The sequence below is a fragment of the Streptomyces asoensis genome (genome assembly GCF_016860545.1).
Lineage (GTDB): Bacteria > Actinomycetota > Actinomycetes > Streptomycetales > Streptomycetaceae > Streptomyces > Streptomyces asoensis.
In genome coordinates this window covers 300,882-321,257 of the sequence record NZ_BNEB01000003.1, presented here as the reverse complement: position 1 = coordinate 321,257, position 20,376 = coordinate 300,882, and the positions used below count along the sequence as shown (strand labels likewise).

Sequence of the window (20,376 nt, the reverse complement as noted above, 5' to 3'; positions counted from 1 at the left end):
CCGCCGGGTTGCCCCTGTTCAGGGTGAGCGATGATGGAGGGGAGCCGCCCCCGATTTCTTCCCTGGTCCGGCCCAGGGTTTCCCCGGAAAGGTCCCCCATGGCACCGCGCATCCTGCTGGCACGGCACGGGCAGACCGAGTGGTCGCTGTCCGGCAAGCACACCGGCCGGACCGACGTGCCCCTCCTGGAGGAGGGCCGCAGGGGCGCCAAGCTGCTCGGCGAGCGGCTGCACCGGGCGCCGTTCGACGGTCTCGCGGACGTGGAGATACGGACCAGCCCGCTGGTGCGCGCGCGGGAGACCTGTGAGCTCGCCGGGTTCGGCGACCGGGCCGCCGTCTGGGACACCCTCATGGAGTGGCACTACGGCGCCTACGAGGGCATGACCCCCGCCGAGATCCAGGCCGTCCGGCCCGGCTGGCTGATCTGGCGCGACGGCGTCCCCGAGGGCGAGACCCTCGCCGAGGTGACCGCCCGCGCGGACGAGGCCGTGGCCTGGGCCCGCTCGGCCGACCGGGACGTGCTGATCTTCGCGCACGGGCACATCCTCCGCTCCATCGGGGCCCGCTGGCTGGGCCTGCCGCTGGACTTCGCGGCCCGGATACGTCTGAACCCGACGTCGTTGTCGGTCCTCGGCTGGGCGTACGGCGAACCGGCGATCGAGAGCTGGAACGACCTCGGGCACCTCGGGTGAGCGCGGGCGCGTAGGCCGACCGCGGAGACCACCGGCGACCGCCCCCGGGCGCTCGCGGCACGCGCCGTGGCTCACACCCTGCGCGGTGTGGAGGCGTGCCGCTCCAGGAAGGCCGACACTCCACCCGCCCGCCGGTGCGGCAGCAGCACTCTGGCCGTGCCCGCCAGCATCGTCTGGATCCGCGACGACTGGACCTGGTCCAGGAGGTCCAGCACCCGCATCCCGGCCACGGCGGCCTCGTCGGGGCGGCCCCCGCGCGCGAGGTCGTCCGCCAGCTCCGCCGTGTACAGCGCGATGTTCCTCGTGAAGTGCGGGTCCTGGAGGTCCGCCGCCCGCTTCGCGTGCCGGGCCGCGCGCGGCCAGTCGCCCAGCGTCGACCAGCACTGCGCCGTGAGGCCCTCCAGTTCGGCCTCGCCGTAGAAGCTCATCCACTCGGGATCGCCGTCGCGCGAGCCCCGGTCGTAGAGGGCCTGGGCGCGGACGAGCGCCTGCTCGCAGCCACTGCGGTCGGCGAGTCCGGCCCAGCCGCCCGCCTCGCGCAGCGCCAGCAGCGACATCAGACGGGGCGAGCCCAGGGGACGGGCCACGCGCTGGGCCGCCTGGGCGGCGCGCACCGCCTCGCGGGGGCGGCCCGCGTCGCGCGCGAGGAACGCCGTGTTGCAGAAGGCGTGCGCCTCCAGGGCGTCGTCGCCGGTCATCCGGGCGGTCGCCAGGGCCTCCGCGTAGTGCGAGCGCGCGTCGTCGAAGCGGCCCGAGTCGTGGGCCAGCCAGCCGACCGAGATGGCGAGCTCCCCGGCGCCCGAGTGGAGCCGGTCGGCGGTGGTCTGCCGGGTGGTCCCGGCGTCCAGCAGCGCGTAGGCGGCGCGCAGGGGGGCGGCCGCCCGCCGGTAGAGGCCGTCCGCCCCGTGCCGGTCGTCGAGCAGCCGGATTCTGCGGACCGCTTCTTCGAGGGCGCCGGCCTCGCTCGTGCCCGCGCGGCGCGTCCGGCGTTTCGCCGACGCGTCGTGGGTGAGCCCGCGGGGGCCCAGGGTGGCGGCGGCCATGGTGGCACCTCCGCCGGTCATGAATGCGCGACGCAGCACGTCGCTCTCCTCGGTGTCGTGGTGCGTGTCGTACGGGTCCTGCGTGTCATACGGCTCATGCGCCCCACCCGTCTCATCGGTGTCCCGTCCGTCACTGGTGGTGCGCTCCGGTCTCGTGGTGTGGGTGCAGGGCGCGTCGGCCGCGGGGCGCGCCCCCCGGCCGCGTACCGAGGCACGGGGCGCGAACCCCAGATCGGTGAGTGTGCGGCCGGGGAACATGTGCAGGAACACCCGCTCGTACGCGTAGTTGGGACAGCGGATCTCCCCCGCCTCGACGCGCCCGATGTAGCGCGCGTCGCAGCTCACCCGCTCGCCGATCTCCCGCGCGGCCCGCCGCACCAGCGCGGCGAACTCGGCCGGCGAGCGGTGTCCGCGCAGAAGCCGGAAGGTGAGGTTGGGCCGTGCCGGCCGGTCGGGCCGAGGTGGGGTCACCGTTGACGACGCCATGGCCGGGTCCTCTCGTGCGAACCGTCGAACCATGCCGGAAGAGGGATGAGTTGTCCGTGTGGCACCCTTGTTCCCGGCGGGCAAGAACGTACCTGCTGTGGTCGGGCCGCCATGCGGTGTTTGGCTACAAATCGGATATCTCATCCGCGATCTGCCATGAACTGCCATCCTTTGCGGCGGACTTCCGCCGTAGCCCTTGACGTCCTGACGCGTTGAGCCGTGCGGACTACAGGTGGGCTGCGCGGTGGAGGCCGGGATGGAGACCAGCCAGAGCAACAACGATTCTTCTGCGTCGCCGGTGGTGGCGTGCGATCTGGTGACGGTGCCCACCCGGCACGGTCTGGAGGCGGTCGACATCCTGCGGAGGGGACCGGCGCCGGACGGGGTGGGCCCCGTCCTGCACGACGACGGCGACGACACCCTGGGCTTCGTGGTGCCGGCCGGCACGGCGGCGGCCTGGGACGTGCCGGGCAGCACCTGCACGGGGACCGACGGCCGGGGACTGAGACTCGCCCCCGAGCCCCCGGACCGGGGCTCGGACTGGCTGGTGCCCCCGGGCGAGGCGGACCTCGCGACGGATCCGGCGGTGCTGCGCAGGGCGCTGGGCGAGGCGGCCCGGCTGATCGAGGCGGCGGACAGCTGCCGCTGACGCCTTCGGCGTGCCGCCCGGGCGTCCCCCGACCGCGCGCGCCGTGACACCGGCGGGCCTGCGAAAATACCGGCATGGGAAAGTCCAGGAACACCCGGCGCGAGCGGGACGCCGACGCCGTCGTCGAGACCGTCGACGGCGGGCTCGCCCAGCTCGTCCCCGACCGGGACCGGGCGCGGGCCTGGACGCTGCTCATCGACGGCGCCCCCCAGTCGCACGTCGACCTCGACGACCCCGGGCACCTCTCCTTCGAGTACCAGCGGCGCCTGGGTCATGTCATCGACCTCGTCGCCCCGGCCGGCCGGCCGCTGCACGCCGTGCACCTCGGCGGCGGCGCGTTCACCCTCGCCCGCTACGTCGCCGCAACCCGCCCCCGCTCCACCCAGCAGATCGTCGAACGGGACGCCGCTCTCGTCCGGTTGGTCCGCCGGGAACTGCCGCTGGATCCCGGGGCGCGGATCAGGGTGAGGTCCCTCGACGCACGCGAGGGGCTCGCCAAGGTGCCCGACGCGTGGGCCGATCTCGTCGTGGCCGACGTGTTCAGCGGCGCCCGCACCCCCGCCCACCTCACCTCGACCGAGTTCCTCGACGAGGTCCGCAGGGCGCTGCGGCCCGGCGGGGTCTACGCCGCCAACATCGCCGACGGCCCGCCGCTCGCGCATCTGCGCGGCCAGATCGCCACCGCCGCCGCCCGGTTCGCCGAACTGGCGCTGGTCGCGGACCCGACCGTGCTGCGCGGCAAGCGGTTCGGCAACGCCGTGCTCGTCGCCTGCGATCTGCCGCTGCCGGCCGCGGAACTGACCCGCCGGGCCGCCTCCGACCCGCATCCCGGCCGGGTCGAGCACGGCCGGGCGCTCAGGGACTTCACCGGGGGCGCGGCGGTGGTCGCGGACGCTTCGGCGGTGGCCTCACCCGCACCGCCGCCCTCGGTCTTCCGCTGAGCCGGGGCCCGCTCCCGGTTCCGCTGGGCCGGGCCCCTGCCCGCAGGGAGATCCCGCCGGGCGGACGACGCTCCTCGCGGGACGCGCCCTAGTAGGTGCCCACCTCGACCCGGGGCGGTCCGTCGTGCCAGGTGCAGAAGACGGACACCCGGTCCGCGCCGGAGCCGAACTCCACCCTGATCCACGACGGCGTCTTCCACACCTGCATCGTCCAGCCCGCGCCCGGAGTGGCCGAGACGAGCGTCGCGGAGGTCTCGCCCAGGTCGAAGACGACCCGGCCGCCGTCGGTGTCGTAGCTCTTGACCTGCCCCGAGGTGGCGGGAGCGGGGGAGACGGAGGGGCTCGGGGCCGCCGTCCGGGAAGGCGCCGGGGCCGTCGGGGTACGGCTCGGGGACGGGGTGGGGCTCGGCGTCGTCGTCTCCGCCGACGGCCGGCCCGTCGCCGAGGCCGACGGGCCCGACGGCCGCGAGGTCACCTCGGCCGCGGTCAGCGGCAGGGCGCGCGGCGGGTCGTAGGCCGTGCCCGCCATCACCGTGTGCACACCCCACCACGACAGCGAGACCGCCGCGCCCGTGGCGAGCGACCAGGCCAGTACGTGTACGAGTCCTCTGCGCATCGCGGCCATCTTGCCCCACCCGCCTCACCCGTGTCCCACGGACCGCCCCGCGGCCGCACCGTCCGCTCACCGGCTGTCCACAGAAGCCGAGTTGTCCACAGGCCCGAATGACCTCCGCCCGCATGGCGTAGGTTGCCGCGCATGGCAAGTGTGCTCGTGGTCGAGGACGACCAGTTCGTCCGCTCGGCGCTCATCCGGCAGCTGACCGACGCCTCGCATCTCGTGCGCAGCGTCGGCACGGCGCTGGAGGCGCTGCGCGAGGTCGCCCATTTCCGCTTCGACGTGGTCATCCTGGACCTCGGCCTGCCCGATCTGGACGGCTCCGAGGCGCTGAAGATGCTCCGCGGCATCACGGACGTCCCGGTCATCATCGCCACCGCGCGCGACGACGAGGCCGAGATCGTCCGGCTGCTGAACGCGGGCGCGGACGACTACCTGACCAAGCCGTTCTCGGTGGAGCACCTGTCGGCGCGGATGGCCGCCGTGCTGCGGCGGGCCCGGTCCGCGGCCGCCGAGCCGTCGCCCTCCAGCGTCATCCGCGTCGGCGGTCTGACCGTCGACCCGCTGCGCCGGCAGGCCGAACTGGACGGCGCCCGGCTGGACCTGACCCGGCGCGAGTTCGACCTGCTGGCGTTCCTCGCCGGCCGCCCCGGAGTGGTGGTCCCGCGCCGGGAGCTGCTCGCCGAGGTGTGGCAGCAGTCCTACGGTGACGACCAGACCATCGACGTCCACCTGTCCTGGCTGCGCCGCAAACTGGGCGAGACGGCGGCGCGGCCGCGCTATCTGCACACCCTGCGCGGTGTCGGCGTGAAGCTGGAGCCGCCGGCCGCGCAGCCCGGGGGGACGGAACCGCTGCGATGAGATGGGCACTGGTCAAGGTCTGCCTGGCGGTCACCACGATGGTCGTGATCGCCTTCGCGGTCCCGCTCGGCCTGGTCGTCAAGGAGATGGCCCGCGACCGCGCGTTCTCCAACGCCGAGCGGGAGGCCGCGGTCGTGGTCCCGGCGCTGTCCATCACGACCGACCGCGACCAGCTGGAGCGCGTCGTCGCCGCGGCGGGTTCCGACGACGGCATGGCGGTCCACCTCCCGGCGGGCGAGGGCCGGGCCGCCGTCGACCTCGGCCGGCAGCGCGCGGCGGCCGCCGACATCGCGGCCGTGCGCCGGCTCGGCCGGGCCTCCACCGCGCAGGTGCCCGGCGGCTCCGCGCTGCTCCAGCCCGTCGCGCTGAGCCTGGGGACCGCGGTGGTCGAGGTGTACGTGCCCGAGTCCGAGGTGAGCAACGGCGTCGGCACGGCCTGGGCGGTGCTCGCGGCGGTGGGGGCCGCGCTGGTCGTCGGTTCGGTCGCCGTCGCCGACCGGCTGGGCGTACGGATGGTGCAACCGGCGAAACGGCTGGTCGAGGGTGCGCACGAGCTGGGGGAGGGGCAGCTCGGGGCGAGGGTCCCCGAGGAGGGACCGAGCGAACTGCGGCTCGCGGCGGTGGCGTTCAACTCGATGGCCGACCAGGTCGTCCAGCTGCTGGCCAACGAGCGGGAGCTGGCGGCGGACCTGTCCCACCGGCTGCGTACCCCGCTGACGGTGCTGCGTCTGAACGCGGCCTCCCTCGGCGGGTCCGCCGCGGCCGAGCAGACGAGGACCGCGGTCGCCCAGCTGGAGCGGGAGGTGGACACGATCATCCGGACGGCGCGGGAGGCCAAACCGCAGACGGCCGCCGCCGGTCCGGGCGCGGGCTGCGACGCGGCGGAGGTGGTCCGCGAGCGGATGGCGTTCTGGTCGGCGCTCGCGGAGGACGAGGGCCGCAAGGTGCGCACGGCCGGGGTGGACCGCCCGGTGCGGATACCCGTGACCCGCACCGACCTCGCCGCCGCCCTGGACGCCCTGCTCGGCAACGTCTTCCGGCACACGCCCGAGGGCACGGCCTTCGCGGTCGACGTCCACGACAGCGAGGACGCGGTGATCGTGCTGGTCTCGGACGCGGGGCCGGGCATCCCCGACCCGGAGGCGGCGATGGCCCGCGGCCGCGGCTCGGGCGCCGCGGGCTCGACCGGTCTCGGCCTGGACATCGTGCGCCGGCTCGCCGAGTCGACCGGTGGTGACGTGCGGATCGGCTCCTCGGTCCTGGGGGGTACCGAGGTGCGGATCTGGATCCAGCTGAACGGCCGGGAACCGGTGCGGGGCGGCCACCGGGGCAGCGTCCGCCGGCGCAGGCGGGCCGCCCGCCGCTCCTGAGAGCCGGCCCGACCGGTCCCGACCGGTCCAGACCTTTAACCGTCTCCGATGTGTTCCTTAAGCGCTCCCTAAGAACGCGAACCGCCGTCCCTGTCAGGCGTTTTGCCCGTTTCGGGATCGCTAGCGTGCTGCCTCGTCCCACCCCCCGGGAACCCCCGTGAGCAGTGAAGGCAGGCACGTCATGAGCACGCACCGGCGCAGGATCAGCGGCAGGAACAAGATGATCGGCGGCGCCGTCGCGGCGGCCGTGGTGGGCGGTGGCGCCGTCGTCCTCGGCGGCAGCGCGCAGGCCGCGTCGGTCGGGGCCGCCTACACCCGGACCAGCGACTGGTCGACGGGGTACACCGCGCAGTACGTCGTGACGAACGACAGCGGTCGGGCGAAGGCGGCCTGGAAGCTGGAGTTCGACCTGCCGGCCGGATCGCGGCTGAGCTCGCTGTGGAACGGCGAGTCCGCCGTCAGCGGGCGGCACGTGACCGTCTCGCCGCCCAAGTGGGACACCGACGGGCTCGCCGCCGGGGAGTCCGTCACCGTCGGGTTCGTCGTGAACGGGCAGGCGGATCCGACCGGTTGTCTCGTCGACGGCGCCCGGTGCTCCGCCGACGGCGGCGCCACGCCGGAGCCGAGCGGACGGCCGACGACCGCGGGCCCGACCGCCGCCCCGAGCCCGACCGCCTCCTCCTCCGCCTCGTCCGCCCCCACCTCCCCCGCGACCTCGCCCGCCCCGAGCACCGGCTCCGGTACCGGCACCACCGGCTCGGCCGGCTTCGCCCCCTACGTCGACACCTCGCTCTACCCCGCCTTCGACCTCCTCGGCAGCGCGAGCGCCACCGGCGTGAAGGACTACAACCTGGCGTTCGTCACCGACGGCGGCGGCTGCACACCCAAGTGGGGCGGTGTGACCGACCTCGCGAGCGACGGCGTGGCCTCGCAGATCGGGGCCCTGCGGGCCAAGGGCGGCGATGTCCGGGTCTCCTTCGGCGGGGCCTCCGGCTCCGAGCTCGCGACCACCTGCTCCTCGGCGGAGGCGCTGGCCGCGGCGTACGGGAAGGCCGTGGACCTGTTCAAGCTGACCAAGGTCGACTTCGACGTCGAGGGCGGCGCGCTGCCCGACGCGGCGGCGAACACCCGTCGCGCCCGGGCGATAGCCGAGCTCCAGCGGCAGCACCCGGGTCTGGACGTCTCCTTCACGCTCCCCGTGATGCCCGAGGGGCTGACCCAGGACGGCGTGACGTTGCTCTCCGACGCCAAGGCGAACGGTGTGAAGACCACCACAGTCAACATCATGGCCATGGACTACGGTCCGGCGTACAGCGGTGACATGGGCACCTATGCCGAGCAGGCCGCCACCGCTACCCAGGCCCAGGTCAAGAGTGTGTTCGGGCTGAGTGACGCCGCCGCGTGGAAGACGGTCGCGGTCACTCCGATGATCGGTGTGAACGACGTCGCGTCCGAGGTCTTCACGGTGGACGACGCCACCCAGCTCGTCGCTTTCGCGAAGTCCAAGGGGCTCGGCCGGCTGTCGATGTGGTCGGCCACCCGGGACAAGCAGTGCGCGGGCGGCGCCAAGAGCTCCGCGGACGCCACGTGCAGCTCGATCCTCCAGTCCGACTCCGCCTTCTCGAAGGCTTTCGCGGCCTTCAAGTGATCAAGAGCACGGAGAAACGGTGATCAAGGTGTGTCGATTACGTTTCGACAAATGAAGCCGACGGCTCTTGACGCATGACTGGACATACGGCTGTTATTGCGCCACCCAGTGTTCGGTCAAGTTGATTTCTGGTCGATTCCGATCAGCTTTCAGCCACACCTCGTGGCCGAACCGCGCGTCAGGAGCCGCTCATGCACCACGTCTCTCCTTCCGGCCGCCTCGCCCTTCCCTCCCCGAGCCGTCGCACCCTTCTGCGCGGTCTGGGCGGCGCGGCCGTGCTCGGCGCCGGCATACCCCTGCTGTCCGCGTGCGGCGGCAGCGGCACCGCGGCGGACCCGAAGACCGTCACCCTCGGCTCCAACGCCTCCGACGCGGTGCCGAAGAAGGCGTTCGCCGACGTCTACGCGGCGTTCCGCAAGCAGTCCGGGATCACGGTCGATGTGAACACCAAGGACCACAACACGTTCCAGGAGCAGATCAACTCCTACCTCCAGGGCACCCCGGACGACGTGTTCAACTGGTTCGCCGGCTACCGGATGCAGTTCTTCGCGGCCAAGAAGCTCGCCTCGCCGATCGACGACGTGTGGGCGAAGATCGGGGACAACTTCCCCGAGGCGATGAAGAAGCTCAGCAAGGGCGCGGACGGCAAGTACTACTTCGTGCCGCTGACCACGTATCCGTGGGCCGTCTTCTACCGCAAGAGCGTCTTCCAGCAGCACGGCTACACCGTCCCCACCACCTGGGACCAGCTGATCGCGCTCTGCAAGCAGATGAAGAAGGACGGCCTCGTCCCGATCGCGTTCGGCGACAAGGACGCCTGGCCGGCGATGGGCACCTTCGACCAGATCAACTTCCGTCTCAACGGCTACGACTTCCACGTCGAGCTGATGGCGGGCAAGGCCTCCTGGACCGACGCGAAGGTCAAGGACACCTTCGACCACTGGGCCGAGCTGCTGCCCTACCACCAGGACGGCTTCATGGGCCGCACCTGGCAGGACGCCGCCCAGACCCTGGTGGCGAAGAAGGCCGGCATGTACCTGCTGGGCAGCTTCGTGGCCCAGCAGTTCACGGACCAGGCGGACCTGGCGGACCTCGACTTCTTCGCCTTCCCGGAGATCAACTCCGCGTACGGGCAGGACACCGTCGAGGCGCCCACCGACGGCTTCATGGTCAGCAAGTCCCCGAAGAACCACGACGGCGTCGTCAAGCTGCTCGAGTACCTGGGCAGCCCGGCCGCCGAGGAGCTCTACCTCAAGGGCGACCCCAGCGTCGTGGCCGCCTCCGGCAAGGCCGACACCTCCGCGTACTCGGCGTTGCAGAAGAAGGCGTTCGACATGATCGGCGGCGCCAAGAGCCTCACCCAGTTCATGGACCGCGACAGCCGTCCCGACTTCACCTCCACGGTGATGCAGCCCTCGCTCCAGAAGTTCCTCCAGAACCCCAAGGGCGTCGACAGTCTGCTGTCGTCGATCGAACGCCAGAAGAAGACGATCTTCGCCTCCGCATGAGCATCGACGCCCCCACCGAGAACCCGGAGGCGGCCGCCGTGCCGCCTCCGGGCCCCGTACCCCCGAAGAAGCGGGTCCCGCAGGGCCACCGGCGCCTGCTGACCCGCCGCGACCGGATCACCCTCGCCTTCATGGCGGGCGTGCCCACGGTCCTGCACGTGGCCCTCGTCTGGCTGACCGCCCTCGCCTCGATCGCCCTGGCCTTCACCACCTGGGACGGCATCGGCTTCGACTCCATCAAGTGGGTCGGCCTGGACAACTTCCGGCAGCTGTTCACGGACAACCCGCAGTTCTGGCCCGCGGTCCAGCACAACGTCATCTGGTTCGTCGTACTCATCCTGATCCCGACGCCGATGGGCCTGTTCCTGGCCGTCCAGCTGGACAAGAAGATCCGCTTCAGCCGGGTCTACCAGACGGCCTTCTTCCTCCCCGTCGTCGTGTCGCTCGCGGTCACCGGCTTCGTCTGGCAGCTCGTCTACAACCCCGACACCGGCCTGATCAACAGCCTGATCGGCGCCAACCGGCCCGGCCACTACATCGACTGGATCGGCGACCCGCACCTCAACCTGTGGGCCGTGCTGGTGGCGGCCTCCTGGCGGCACACCGGCTACATGATGATCCTCTACCTGGCCGGCCTGAAGGGCGTCGACCCGTCGCTGCGGGAGGCCTCGGCGCTGGACGGCGCGAGCGAGTGGCAGACGTTCAAGAACGTCATCTTCCCCACCCTGCGCCCCACCAACACCGTCGTACTCGTCGTCACGATCATCGAGGCGCTGCGCGCCTTCGACCTGGTCTTCGTCTTCAACAAGGGCGCCCAGGGCACCGAACTGCTCTCCATCCTGGTCACCAACAACATCATCGGCGAGTCCAGCCGGATCGGATACGGCTCCGCGATCGCCGTCGTCCTCCTGGTGATCTCCCTCGCCGTGATCATCCCGTACCTGATCGCTACCTTCCGCAAGGAGCGACGCGCATGAGCACGGCCACCGACCCCCTCGCACCGCGGCGCACACCGGTGCGCCCCGCCCGGATCCTGCTGCACACCTTCCTCGTCGTCACCGCGCTGGCCTGGCTCGCCCCCCTGCTGTGGGCGGTGTTCGCGGCCCTGCGCCCTTACTCCGAGACCAGCGACAAGGGCTACGTCTCCTGGCCCGACAAGCTGTCCCTCGACAACTTCACCAACGCCTTCGAGCAGTCCGACATGCTGCACTACTTCGGGAACACGCTGCTCGTCGCGGTCCCGGCCGTGCTGCTGACGCTGCTGCTGGCGTCCATGGTCGCGTTCTACGTCAGCCGTTTCGACTTCCGCGTCAACCTGTTCCTGCTGCTGGTGTTCACCGCGGGCAACCTCCTCCCGCAGCAGGTGATCATCACCCCGCTGTACCGGCTGTACCTCCTGATCGACCTGCCCGGCATCACCATGAGCGGCAAGCTCTACGACTCCGCGCTCGGCCTGGTCCTCATCCACGTGGCCTTCCAGTCCGGGTTCTGCGCGTTCGTGCTGAGCAACTACATGCGCTCCCTGCCCCACGAACTGACCGAGGCCGCCCTCGTCGACGGCGCCTCCGTGTGGCGGCTGTACTGGCAGATCGTGCTGCCCCTGTGCAAGCCCGCGATGGCCGCCCTCGCGACCCTGCTGTCCATCTGGATCTACAACGACTTCTTCTGGGCGATCGTGCTGATCTCCACCGGCGAGAACATGCCGATCACCTCGGCCCTGAACAACCTCTCCGGCCAGTACTTCACCGACCCCAACCTCGTCGCCGCCGGCGCCCTGCTCACCGCGATCCCCACCCTGATCGTGTACTTCGCGCTCCAGCGCCAGTTCGTCAGCGGCCTCACCCTCGGTGCCAACAAGGGCTGAGCCCCTTCATCCCGCTGTGAAAGAGACCCCCGTGCCGCACCACCCCTTCACCCCCGTCGCCGCCGTCCCCGTGGATCCGCGCCGCGCCCGCGTCCACGAGGAGGGCTGGCAGTCCTGGAGCCCCAGCGGCACCTACGCCCTCGACGCCGACCCGTACCGTCCGACCGACGACAACCGGGCGACGGTCTGCTACCGCCCCGGCGTGACCGTCCCCGCCGGCGTCTTCCAGGGCGAGGGGCTGCTCGCCCTCGACCCCGGCGACGGCTCACCGGTCCGCCTGTGGGCGGCGCCCGACCCGCGGCGGGAGGTGCCGTCCGTCCGCCTGACCCGGGCCGGGTCCGTGGCGGAGATCAGCGCCGACGGGCCGGTGAAGGAGTTCACGGGCACCGGCGTCCAGGAGGTCCTGGCCGACTGGGCCGCAGGGCTCGGCCTCCCCGCCCCCCGGCCGGCGCCGACCGTCTGGTGCTCCTGGTACGAGTACTTCACCGCCGTCACCGAGGACGACGTCCACGAGAACCTGCGCGCGATGGACACCCTCGACCTGCCCGTCGACGTCGTCCAGATCGACGACGGCTACCAGAGCGCCCTGGGCGACTGGCTCACCCTGTCCGGCCGCTTCCGCTCCCGGTCCGGCATCGCCGACGCCATCCGCGCCCGGGGCCGGCGCGCGGGCATCTGGACCGCGCCCTTCCTGGTCGACCCGCACAGCGAACTCGCCGCCCGCCACCCCGGCTGGCTGGTCCGCTCCGCCTACGGCGGCTTCGCGCACGCGGGCCGCAACTGGGGCCACGACCTGCGGGTCCTCGACACCACCCACCCCGAGGCGGCCGCGTACCTGACGGACGTCTTCCGGACGCTGCGCGCCGAGGGCTACGACTACTTCAAGGCCGACTTCCTGTACGCGGGCGCGCTGGACGGCGTCCGGTACGACGACCGCGTGGACGCGCTGACGGCATACCGCTCGGGCATCGCGCTGATCCGCGAGGCGATCGGCCCGCAGGCCTACCTCCTGGGCTGCGGCGCGCCGATCCTGCCCTCCGTCGGTCTCTTCGACGCCATGCGCGTCAGCCCCGACACGGCCCCGCACCGCCGTCCCGAGGCCGGCGACCACAGCCAGCCCGGCCAGGACCCGGCCGAGTTCACCGGCGCGGCCCGCCAGTGGCAGCACGGCCGGCTCTGGACCAACGACCCCGACTGCCTGATGGCGCGTCCGGCGGTGGAGACCCGTGAGCGGTGGGCCGCGCACGTGGAGGCCACGGGCGGGCTGATGGCGTCCAGCGACCGGCTGCTGTCGCTCGACCCCTGGGGCGTGGAGACGACCCGCCGGCTGCTGTCGGGAGGCCGGCGATGACGCGTCGCGAACTCGGTCTGCCCGGCATCGTCTACGGCGGCGACTACAACCCCGAGCAGTGGCCGCAGGAGGTGTGGGCCGAGGACATGCGGCTCATGGCCGAGGCCGGGGTGACCATGGTCAGCGTCAACATCTTCTCCTGGGCACTCCTGGAACCGGCCGAGGGCACGTACGACTTCTCGCACCTCGACCGCGTCCTCGACCTGCTCCACGCCCACGGCATCGCCGCCGACCTGGCCACCCCGACGGCCGCGCCGCCCGCGTGGTTCTTCCGGGCCCACCCCGAGGCGCTGCCCGTGGACCGGGACGGCCGCGTGCTGTCGTACGGCAGCCGGCAGACCTTCTGCCCGAGCAGCCCCGCCTACCGGGAGGCCGCGCTGCGGATCGCCCGCGCGCTGGGGCAGCGGTACGCGGACCACCCGGCGGTGGCCCTGTGGCACGTCCACAACGAGTACGGCTGCCACAACGCGGAGTGCTTCTGCGACACGAGCGCGGCGGCGTTCCGCGACTGGCTGCGGGACCGGTACGGCGACGACCCGGCCGCGCTGAACGAGGCCTGGGGCACCGCCTTCTGGAGCCAGTGGTACTACGACTGGGACGAGGTCCTGCCGCCGAGGGCGACCGGCGCGGTCCCCAACCCGGCCCACCGGCTGGACTGGCGCCGCTTCTCCAGCGACGCGCTGCTGTCGCTGTGCCGGGCGGAACGGCAGGTGCTGGCCGAGGCCGCCCCCTCGGTGCCCGCGACCACCAACTTCATGGTGATGTACAACTTCGACGCGCTGGACTACTGGCGCTGGGCACCGGAGCTGGACGTGGTCTCCAACGACCACTACCTCCGTTCCACGGACCCCGAGTCGGAGATCGACATCGCGATGAGCGGCGATCTCGTGCGCTCGCTCGCGGGCGGCCGGCCGTGGCTGCTGATGGAGCACTCGACGGGCGCCGTGAACTGGCAGCCCGTCAACCGGGCCAAAACCGCGGGGGAGTTGCGGCGCAACGCCCTCGCGCACGTGGCCCGGGGCGCCGACGGCATCGCCTACTTCCAGTGGCGCGCGGCGAAGGCGGGGGCCGAACAGTGGCACTCGGCGATGCTGCCGCACGCGGGCACGGACAGCGCCGTCTGGCGGGACGTCGTCGCGCTGGGCGCGGATCTGCGGGCGCTGGCCGAGGTACAGGGCAGCACCGGCACGGCCGAGACGGCGGTGGTCTGGGACTGGGACGCGAAATGGGCCCTCGAACTACCCTCGCAACCCAGCGAGTTGCTTCGTCACCTGGAGCTGGTCCGGTCCTGGTACGAGCCCCTGTGGCGGGCGGGTGTCGCGGTGGACTTCGTACGCCCCGACGCGGACCTCTCGGCGTACCGGCTGGTGCTCGCCCCGAGCCTGTACCTGGTGGACGACGCGGGAGCCGCGAACCTCACCTCCTTCGCGCGCCAGGGCGGCACGCTGGCCGTCGGCTTCCACAGCGGGGCGGTCGACGAGAACTGCCAGGTGCGGCTGGGCGGTTACCCGGGCGCCTTCCGGGAGGTCCTCGGCGTCCGCACGGACGAACTGTTCCCGCTGCTGCCGGGGGAGAGCGTCGGCCTGGACACCGGGGGCACGGGGTCGCTCTGGTCCGAGCGGGTCCGGCCCGCCGGAGCCAAGGTGGTGTCCTCGTTCGCCGACGGCCCGCTCAAGGGCGTCCCCGCGGTCACCCGGCACGGCTGCGGCGAGGGCACCGCCTGGTATCTGGCGACCCTTCCCGACCCGGACACGCTGGCCCGGCTGCTGGACCGGGTCCGCGCGGAGGCCGGGGTGCGGCCGGTGCTGGAGGACGTGCCGCCCGGCGTGGAGGCGGTCCGCCGCCGGGGCCCCGCGGCCGACTTCCTCTTCCTCATCGACCACACCGGACGGGGCGCGACGGTACCGGTCCCGGCCGGCTCTACGGAGCTGCTCACCGCGACCCCCCTGCCGGACGGCTCCGTCCTCGTCCCGCCGGGCGGAGCGGCGGTCGTCCGCCGGCCGACCGGCGTCTGACCGGCGCCGGCGCACCGGCGACCACCGGCCCGAGCCGGTCGGCCGGGACCGAACGGGGCGCGGCACGTCCCCTCAGCGTGCCGCGCCCCTTCCCCCGCTCCCCGGGTCAGGTGGTCTCGGTCGGCGCCAGGGTCCCCGTGCGGGCCGCCTGGCTGTACCACAGCGCACTCGACTTCGGCGTACGCGTCAGCGTCGCGTAGTCCACGTACACCGCGCCGAAGCGCTTCTCGTAGCCGTAGGCCCACTCGAAGTTGTCGAGGAGGGACCAGAGGTAGTAGCCCCGCACGTCCGCGCCGTCCGCGATCGCCCGGCGGACCGCCGACAGGTGGCCGTTCAGGTACGCGATCCGCTCGGGGTCGTGGACCCGGCCGTCCGAGTCGGGCTTGTCGTCGTAGGCCGCGCCGTTCTCGGTGATGTACAGCGGCAGGCCCGGGGCCTCCCTGCTGTAGCGCATGATCAGCTCGTGCAGACCGGTCGGGTCGATGGACCAGCCCATCTCCGTGCGGTCGCCGGGCGTCAGATGGAAGGCCACGTCGTCCGCGCCGGGCCAGGGCGAGTGCTCGCTCGCGCCATGACCGTCCGAGCGGGGGCCCCGCACCGCCGCGTCCGCCGCCGAGACCAGCGTGGGCGTGTAGTAGTTCAGGCCCAGCGCGTCCAGCGGCTGGTGGATGGCGCGCAGGTCGCCGTCCAGGACGTACGACCAGTCGGTCAGCGACGAGGTCGCCGCCAGCAGCGTCTCCGGGTAGGCGCCCCGCAGGATCGGGCCGTGGAAGACGCCGTTCGCCAGGTCGTCGATCTTCTGCACCGCGGCGAGGTCCGCCGGGTCGCCCGGGGAGAGCGGGCGCACCACCGACGAGTTGAGGCTGAGCGCCACCGAGTTGCGGGACGGCATGGCCGCGCGCAGCGCCGAGGTGCCGAGGCCGTGGGCCAGGTTCAGGTGGTGCGCCGCCTTGAGCGAGGCCACCGGCTCGGTACGGCCCGGCGCGTGCACGCCCGACGCGTAGCCCAGGAACGCGCTGCACCACGGCTCGTTCAGCGTGATCCAGTTCTCCACCCGGTCGCCGAGCGCCTCGCCGACGATCTGCGCGTACTCCGCGAACCGGTACGCCGTGTCGCGCTCGGGCCAGCCGCCCGCGTCCTCCAGCTCCTGCGGCAGGTCCCAGTGGTAGAGGGTGACGGCCGGCTTGATGCCCTTCGCCAGCAGCTCGTCCACCAGCCGGCGGTAGAAGTCCAGGCCCACCTGGATCGCGGGACCCCGCCCGGTGGGCTGGACCCGGGACCAGGAGATCGAGAAGCGGTACGCGGACAGGCCCAGCTCCGCCATCAGGGCCACGTCGTCGCGGTAGCGGTGGTAGTGGTCGACAGCGATGTCACCGGTTTCACCACCGGCCGTCCTGCCGGGCGTATGACTGAAGGTGTCCCAGATCGAGGGGGTACGGCCGCCCTCGCGCACCGCCCCCTCGATCTGGTACGCGGAGGTCGCGGCGCCCCAGAGGAAGGCGGGCGGGAAGGTCACCGGAGTAACGGGCTCAGGCATGGAAGCGCTCCCATGGGTGGTCGTCGGGACCGACGAGGTCGAGGGGGGAACTGGTGAGGAGAGGGCCGGGGCGGCGGTGACCCGGCCCCCGGGAGTCAGGGGCTGTCGGACGGGAGGCGCCGTGGGGCGTCACAGGGACCGTGATGCCACTGCCGTGTCGCGGCCGTGGCGCGTCGTCAGCCCTTCACGGCGCCCTGCATGATGCCGCCCACGATCTGCTTGCCGAAGATCGCGAAGACCAGCAGCAGCGGCAGCGTGCCGAGCAGCGCGCCCGCCATGATCAGGGACTGGTCCGGGGTGTATCCGCGGCCGAGGCCCGCCACCGCGACCTGCACGGTCGGGTTGCCGGTCTGGCTCAGCACCAGGAACGGCCACAGGAAGTCGTTCCACGTCTGCACGAACATCAGCATGCCGAGCACCGCCATCGCGGGACGCGCCGCGGGGAACACCACGTGCCACACCACACGCCAGCTGCTCGCGCCGTCCACCCGGGCCGCCTCGATGATCTCGTCGGGCAGCGCCTGGATGAGGTACTGACGCATGAAGAACACGCCGAACGCGCTCACCAGCGACGGCAGGATCACCGACTGGAGCTGGTCCGTCCACTCCAGCTTGGCGACCATCATGTACAGCGGGATGATGCTCAGCTGCGGCGGCACCATCATGGTGCCGATCACGATCAGCATCAGCGCGCCCCGGCCCCGGAACCGCAGTTTGGCGAAGGCGAAGCCGGCGATCGTCGACAGGAAGACGATCGTCGCCGCCGACGTGCCCGCCACGATCGTCGTGTTGACGAACGCCTTGCCCAGGTTGGCGTCGTTCCAGGCCACGTCCAGGTTGTGGAAGAGGTTCGAACCGAACACGAACGGGGGCGGGTTCTGCGCCAGCCGGTTGTTGTCGCGGGACGCGGCGATCGCCGTCCACACCAGCGGGAACAGCGAAACTATGGTGAACACGCCCAGGATGATGTAGGCGACCGGGCCGCCGTGCATCTGCCCGCCGGCCCGCGCGGACTTGGGCCGGCGCACCTTGCGGGCCGTCGGTACGGCGTCCTCGGGTTCCACGGACGCCGCGGTCGTTGTCGTCGTCGTCACGGCCGGTACTCCTAACTACTGGCGCGCAGCCGGCGCGAGATGACGTAGTTGACGATGCCGATCACGATGAGGATCAGGAACATCGTCCAGGCGATCGCGGAGGCCCGGCCCAGGTGCTGGTTCACCCAGCCCTGCTCGTACAGGTACAGGCCCAGCGTCTGGAACTGGTGCTCGGCGCCGCCCGACGCGCCCTTGTTGGCATCGAACAGCAGCGGCTCGCCGAACACCTGGCTCGCGCCGATCGTCGAGACGACGACCGTGAACAGGATCGTCGGCCGCAGCGACGGCAGCGTGACGTGCAGGAACTGCTTCCAGCGGCTCGCGCCGTCCAGGGCCGCCGACTCGTAGAGGTCCTGCGGGATCGCCTGCATCGCGGCCAGGTAGATCAGCGCGTTGTAGCCCGTCCACCGCCAGATGACGATCGACGACACCGCGAACTGCGACGGCCACTTGTCGTTCTGCCAGTCGATCGCGTCGATGCCCACGAAGTGCAGCGCCCAGTTGATCATGCCGTAGTCGCGCCCGAAGAGCAGCACGAAGACCAGCGAGGCCGCCGCGATCGAGGTCGCGTACGGGGCGAGCATCGCGACCCGGTAGAAGGTCGAGGCACGCAGCTTGTAGTTGAGGATGTGGGCCAGGCCCATGGCCATCAGCAGCTGCGGGACGGTCGAGATGATCCCGATCGTCAGGGTGTTCTTCGCCGCGTTCCAGAAGAAGTCGTCGTCGAAGATGCGCGTGTAGTTGCGCATCCCCACCCACGTCATGTCGGTGGGCGCGGTCATCTCCACCTGGTGCAGCGACGCCCAGCCCGTGTACACGAGCGGGAAGAGGCCGAACGCGAGGAACAGCAGGAAGAACGGCGAGACGAAGGCGTACGGGCTCCAGCGCTTGTCGCGCTGCCAGCGGCGGGACAGCCGGGCCCGGTGCCGCTGCTCCGCCTCCGTGGGTTCTGCGGGCGGGCGGCCCGGGGCCGCGCCCCCCTCCTTGACGGGGGGCGCGGCGGTGTCGTGGCGGGTGGCCATACGTGTCACTTGTCCAAGTTGTTGTCGATGGTCTTGGTCGCCGTGTTCCAGGCTTCCGCCGCCGACTTGCCCTTGGTCACGAGGATGACGCCGTTGTCGGTCAGGCCCTGCTGGATGATCTGGTCCTTCGGGCCGATCACCTGCACCGGGGCGGTCTTGGCGGCCTCGGAGAAGACCGTACCGATCGGGGAGTCACCCGTCATGTCGTTCTTCGCACCGGTGACCTCGGCCATCGTGTACGTGCTCGGGGCGCTCGGGAAGGAGCCCTGCACCTTGAACAGCTTCGCCTGCTGCTCGGGCGCGGTCAGCCAGGTGATGAAGGCCTCGGCCTCCTTCACGTGCTTGCCGCTCTTGGGGACACCCAGGAAGGAGCCGCCCCAGTTGCCGGACTTGGGGGCCACGGCCACGTCCCACTTGCCGGCGTCCTCGGCCTTGGCCTTGCCCTTGATGGTGCCGAGCATCCACGGCGGGCAGGCGATGGTCGCGAACTTGCTGTTGGCGATCGTGGTGTCCCAGGCCGGCTGGAACTGCGTCTGGGCCTGGACCAGGCCCTCCTCGGCCGCCTTGGCCGTCAGGTCGAAGGCCGCCTTCACGGCCGGGTTCGACTTGTAGATGATCTCGCCGGAGGAGTCGTAGAACTTCTCCTTCTCACTGCTGAGGATGGCGTTGATCAGCCCGCCGGGGGAGTCCATGAAGAAGGTCCCCGCCTTGGCCTTCTTCTTGTACTGCTCACCGGTGGAGACGAACTTGTTCCAGTCGCCGGCCCACAGCTTGCCGACCGCCTCGCGGTCGGTGGGCAGTCCGGCCGCCTGGAAGAGGTCCTTGCGGTAGCAGAGGGCCATCGGGCCGATGTCGGTGCCGAGGCCGATCGTCTGGCCGTCCTTGGTGGTGCCCTGCGACCACTTCCAGTCGAGCCAGTTGCTCTTGTCGACGCCCGAGACCTTCGACATGTCCTCGAACTTGGACGCCTGGGTGGCCACGACCTCGGCGATGTTGCCCACCTCGATGGCCTGGACGTCCATCAGGCCGCTGTTGGTGGTGAGGTGGTTGACGAGCGCCGGGTAGTAGTTCTCGTTCCGCTCCGTGACATTCTCGGCGATCTTGATGTCGGGGTGGAGCTTCTCGTACTCGGTGTAGAGACCGGCTTCCTTGAAGCCCATCGTGCCGAAGAGGCCCAGGGTGATCGTGGTCTTGCCCTTGCCGCCGCCCGACGAGGAACCGTCGGAAGCACCGTCGTCCCCACTGTCGTCGGCACAGCCGGCCAGCAGCCCTGCGCCCAGTGCTGTGACGGCCGCCAGAACCACCACCCGGCGGGTCATTCGGGTCCCCCCGCTCGAGCGAAGCCGAGTGTGGGGGAGGGTACGTGCTCGCATTGCGTCCTCCTGTTGCCCTGACGTGCCGACCCCCCGGCCAACTGCATTGTTGGGCCCGTTAGTTACTCGCTGCGGCTCGGGCGGGGAACGTGCGGGATGTGTAAGTGCCAGGTACCGTGGGAGCGCTCCCACAAGTGATGTGTTGAAGAGTCGTCGGTTCGGGCGGGGGTGTCAAGGGTGGGAACGCGGTGAGATGCGTTCGGTTATCTGCCTGTTAACTAACTCGGGCGGACAGCGCTTTCCAGCCGTGAGCGGGGCCGCCCGGGCCGCCCCGTCCGGCAGGGTACGGGTCGGCGGCGCCGGTGG

General features: G+C 71.6%; 17 protein-coding genes. 11 read left to right on the top strand and 6 right to left on the bottom strand.

Features of this window, described 5'->3' with window-relative positions; all coding sequences use genetic code 11:
• The first annotated feature begins 98 nt into the window (after positions 1-98).
• Entirely contained in the window at positions 99-692 is a 594-nt protein-coding gene (locus Saso_RS14170; RefSeq protein ID WP_189918180.1) for a histidine phosphatase family protein, read from the top strand.
• A 71-nt stretch (positions 693-763) separates the two neighbouring features.
• Here Saso_RS14170 and Saso_RS14165 read toward each other — a convergent pair whose 3' ends face one another.
• Positions 764-2,221 (bottom strand): hypothetical protein, encoded by a 1,458-nt coding sequence (locus Saso_RS14165; protein ID WP_189918178.1) that lies wholly within the window; start codon positions 2,219-2,221, stop codon positions 764-766.
• Between the two features lie 256 nt (positions 2,222-2,477).
• Here Saso_RS14165 and Saso_RS14160 point away from each other — a divergent pair, with 256 nt between their 5' ends.
• Positions 2,478-2,870, top strand: coding sequence for a hypothetical protein (locus Saso_RS14160; RefSeq protein WP_189918176.1), 393 nt, complete (start codon positions 2,478-2,480; stop codon positions 2,868-2,870).
• A gap of 74 nt (positions 2,871-2,944) precedes the next feature.
• A complete protein-coding gene (locus Saso_RS14155; protein WP_189918174.1) occupies positions 2,945-3,811 on the top strand; it encodes a spermidine synthase in 867 nt (288 codons plus the stop codon).
• An 88-nt stretch (positions 3,812-3,899) separates the two neighbouring features.
• Here Saso_RS14155 and Saso_RS14150 read toward each other — a convergent pair whose 3' ends face one another.
• Positions 3,900-4,427, bottom strand: coding sequence for a hypothetical protein (locus tag Saso_RS14150; RefSeq protein WP_189918173.1), 528 nt, complete (start codon positions 4,425-4,427; stop codon positions 3,900-3,902).
• A 141-nt stretch (positions 4,428-4,568) separates the two neighbouring features.
• Here Saso_RS14150 and Saso_RS14145 point away from each other — a divergent pair, with 141 nt between their 5' ends.
• The 8 genes from Saso_RS14145 (at position 4,569) to Saso_RS14110 (ending at position 15,044) form a co-directional block, all read left to right on the top strand.
• Entirely contained in the window at positions 4,569-5,288 is a 720-nt protein-coding gene (locus Saso_RS14145) for a response regulator transcription factor (protein ID WP_189918172.1), read from the top strand.
• Positions 5,285-6,658 carry a sensor histidine kinase gene (locus Saso_RS14140; protein ID WP_189918171.1) on the top strand — a complete coding sequence of 458 codons (1,374 nt, stop codon included), beginning with the start codon at positions 5,285-5,287 and terminating at the stop codon, positions 6,656-6,658. The genes Saso_RS14145 and Saso_RS14140 overlap by 4 nt, the downstream gene beginning before the upstream one ends.
• Positions 6,659-6,839: 181 nt before the next feature.
• Positions 6,840-8,306 carry a glycoside hydrolase family 18 protein gene (locus Saso_RS14135; RefSeq protein WP_189918170.1) on the top strand — a complete coding sequence of 489 codons (1,467 nt, stop codon included), beginning with the start codon at positions 6,840-6,842 and terminating at the stop codon, positions 8,304-8,306.
• 191 nt (positions 8,307-8,497) lie between these two features.
• Positions 8,498-9,814 (top strand): ABC transporter substrate-binding protein, encoded by a 1,317-nt coding sequence (locus tag Saso_RS14130; RefSeq protein WP_189918169.1) that lies wholly within the window; start codon positions 8,498-8,500, stop codon positions 9,812-9,814.
• Positions 9,811-10,791 carry a carbohydrate ABC transporter permease gene (locus Saso_RS14125; protein WP_189918168.1) on the top strand — a complete coding sequence of 327 codons (981 nt, stop codon included), beginning with the start codon at positions 9,811-9,813 and terminating at the stop codon, positions 10,789-10,791. Before Saso_RS14130 ends, Saso_RS14125 begins: the two co-directional genes overlap by 4 nt.
• Entirely contained in the window at positions 10,788-11,678 is an 891-nt protein-coding gene (locus Saso_RS14120; protein WP_189918165.1) for a carbohydrate ABC transporter permease, read from the top strand. The genes Saso_RS14125 and Saso_RS14120 overlap by 4 nt, the downstream gene beginning before the upstream one ends.
• Positions 11,679-11,694: 16 nt before the next feature.
• Complete coding sequence (locus Saso_RS14115) at positions 11,695-13,029, top strand: glycoside hydrolase family 36 protein (protein WP_372442436.1); 1,335 nt, start codon at positions 11,695-11,697, stop codon at positions 13,027-13,029.
• On the top strand, positions 13,026-15,044 hold the full coding sequence (locus Saso_RS14110) for a beta-galactosidase (protein WP_189918162.1): 2,019 nt from the start codon (positions 13,026-13,028) through the stop codon (positions 15,042-15,044). Before Saso_RS14115 ends, Saso_RS14110 begins: the two co-directional genes overlap by 4 nt.
• Positions 15,045-15,150: 106 nt before the next feature.
• Here Saso_RS14110 and Saso_RS14105 read toward each other — a convergent pair whose 3' ends face one another.
• The 4 genes from Saso_RS14105 to Saso_RS14090 all read right to left on the bottom strand — a co-directional run bounded on the left by Saso_RS14105 (position 15,151) and on the right by Saso_RS14090 (position 20,070).
• Entirely contained in the window at positions 15,151-16,581 is a 1,431-nt protein-coding gene (locus Saso_RS14105; RefSeq protein ID WP_189918161.1) for a GH1 family beta-glucosidase, read from the bottom strand.
• 176 nt (positions 16,582-16,757) lie between these two features.
• On the bottom strand, positions 16,758-17,645 hold the full coding sequence (locus Saso_RS14100; protein WP_229901084.1) for a carbohydrate ABC transporter permease: 888 nt from the start codon (positions 17,643-17,645) through the stop codon (positions 16,758-16,760).
• Positions 17,646-17,686: 41 nt separating this feature from the next.
• Positions 17,687-18,697 carry a carbohydrate ABC transporter permease gene (locus Saso_RS14095; RefSeq protein ID WP_189918550.1) on the bottom strand — a complete coding sequence of 337 codons (1,011 nt, stop codon included), beginning with the start codon at positions 18,695-18,697 and terminating at the stop codon, positions 17,687-17,689.
• A 5-nt stretch (positions 18,698-18,702) separates the two neighbouring features.
• Positions 18,703-20,070 (bottom strand): ABC transporter substrate-binding protein, encoded by a 1,368-nt coding sequence (locus Saso_RS14090; protein ID WP_189918158.1) that lies wholly within the window; start codon positions 20,068-20,070, stop codon positions 18,703-18,705.
• Positions 20,071-20,376 lie beyond the last annotated feature (306 nt).

What these genes read in the sequence shown, in the direction of transcription:
- Saso_RS14170 (WP_189918180.1), top strand. Translation starts at nt 99, where the DNA reads ATGGCACCGCGCATCCTGCTGGCACGGCACGGGCAGACCGAGTGGTCG.
- Saso_RS14165 (WP_189918178.1), bottom strand. Translation starts at nt 2,221, where the DNA reads ATGGCGTCGTCAACGGTGACCCCACCTCGGCCCGACCGGCCGGCACGG.
- Saso_RS14160 (WP_189918176.1), top strand. Translation starts at nt 2,478, where the DNA reads ATGGAGACCAGCCAGAGCAACAACGATTCTTCTGCGTCGCCGGTGGTG.
- Saso_RS14155 (WP_189918174.1), top strand. Translation starts at nt 2,945, where the DNA reads ATGGGAAAGTCCAGGAACACCCGGCGCGAGCGGGACGCCGACGCCGTC.
- Saso_RS14150 (WP_189918173.1), bottom strand. Translation starts at nt 4,427, where the DNA reads ATGCGCAGAGGACTCGTACACGTACTGGCCTGGTCGCTCGCCACGGGC.
- Saso_RS14145 (WP_189918172.1), top strand. Translation starts at nt 4,569, where the DNA reads ATGGCAAGTGTGCTCGTGGTCGAGGACGACCAGTTCGTCCGCTCGGCG.
- Saso_RS14140 (WP_189918171.1), top strand. Translation starts at nt 5,285, where the DNA reads ATGAGATGGGCACTGGTCAAGGTCTGCCTGGCGGTCACCACGATGGTC.
- Saso_RS14135 (WP_189918170.1), top strand. Translation starts at nt 6,840, where the DNA reads ATGAGCACGCACCGGCGCAGGATCAGCGGCAGGAACAAGATGATCGGC.
- Saso_RS14130 (WP_189918169.1), top strand. Translation starts at nt 8,498, where the DNA reads ATGCACCACGTCTCTCCTTCCGGCCGCCTCGCCCTTCCCTCCCCGAGC.
- Saso_RS14125 (WP_189918168.1), top strand. Translation starts at nt 9,811, where the DNA reads ATGAGCATCGACGCCCCCACCGAGAACCCGGAGGCGGCCGCCGTGCCG.
- Saso_RS14120 (WP_189918165.1), top strand. Translation starts at nt 10,788, where the DNA reads ATGAGCACGGCCACCGACCCCCTCGCACCGCGGCGCACACCGGTGCGC.
- Saso_RS14110 (WP_189918162.1), top strand. Translation starts at nt 13,026, where the DNA reads ATGACGCGTCGCGAACTCGGTCTGCCCGGCATCGTCTACGGCGGCGAC.
- Saso_RS14105 (WP_189918161.1), bottom strand. Translation starts at nt 16,581, where the DNA reads ATGCCTGAGCCCGTTACTCCGGTGACCTTCCCGCCCGCCTTCCTCTGG.
- Saso_RS14095 (WP_189918550.1), bottom strand. Translation starts at nt 18,697, where the DNA reads ATGGCCACCCGCCACGACACCGCCGCGCCCCCCGTCAAGGAGGGGGGC.
- Saso_RS14090 (WP_189918158.1), bottom strand. Translation starts at nt 20,070, where the DNA reads ATGCGAGCACGTACCCTCCCCCACACTCGGCTTCGCTCGAGCGGGGGG.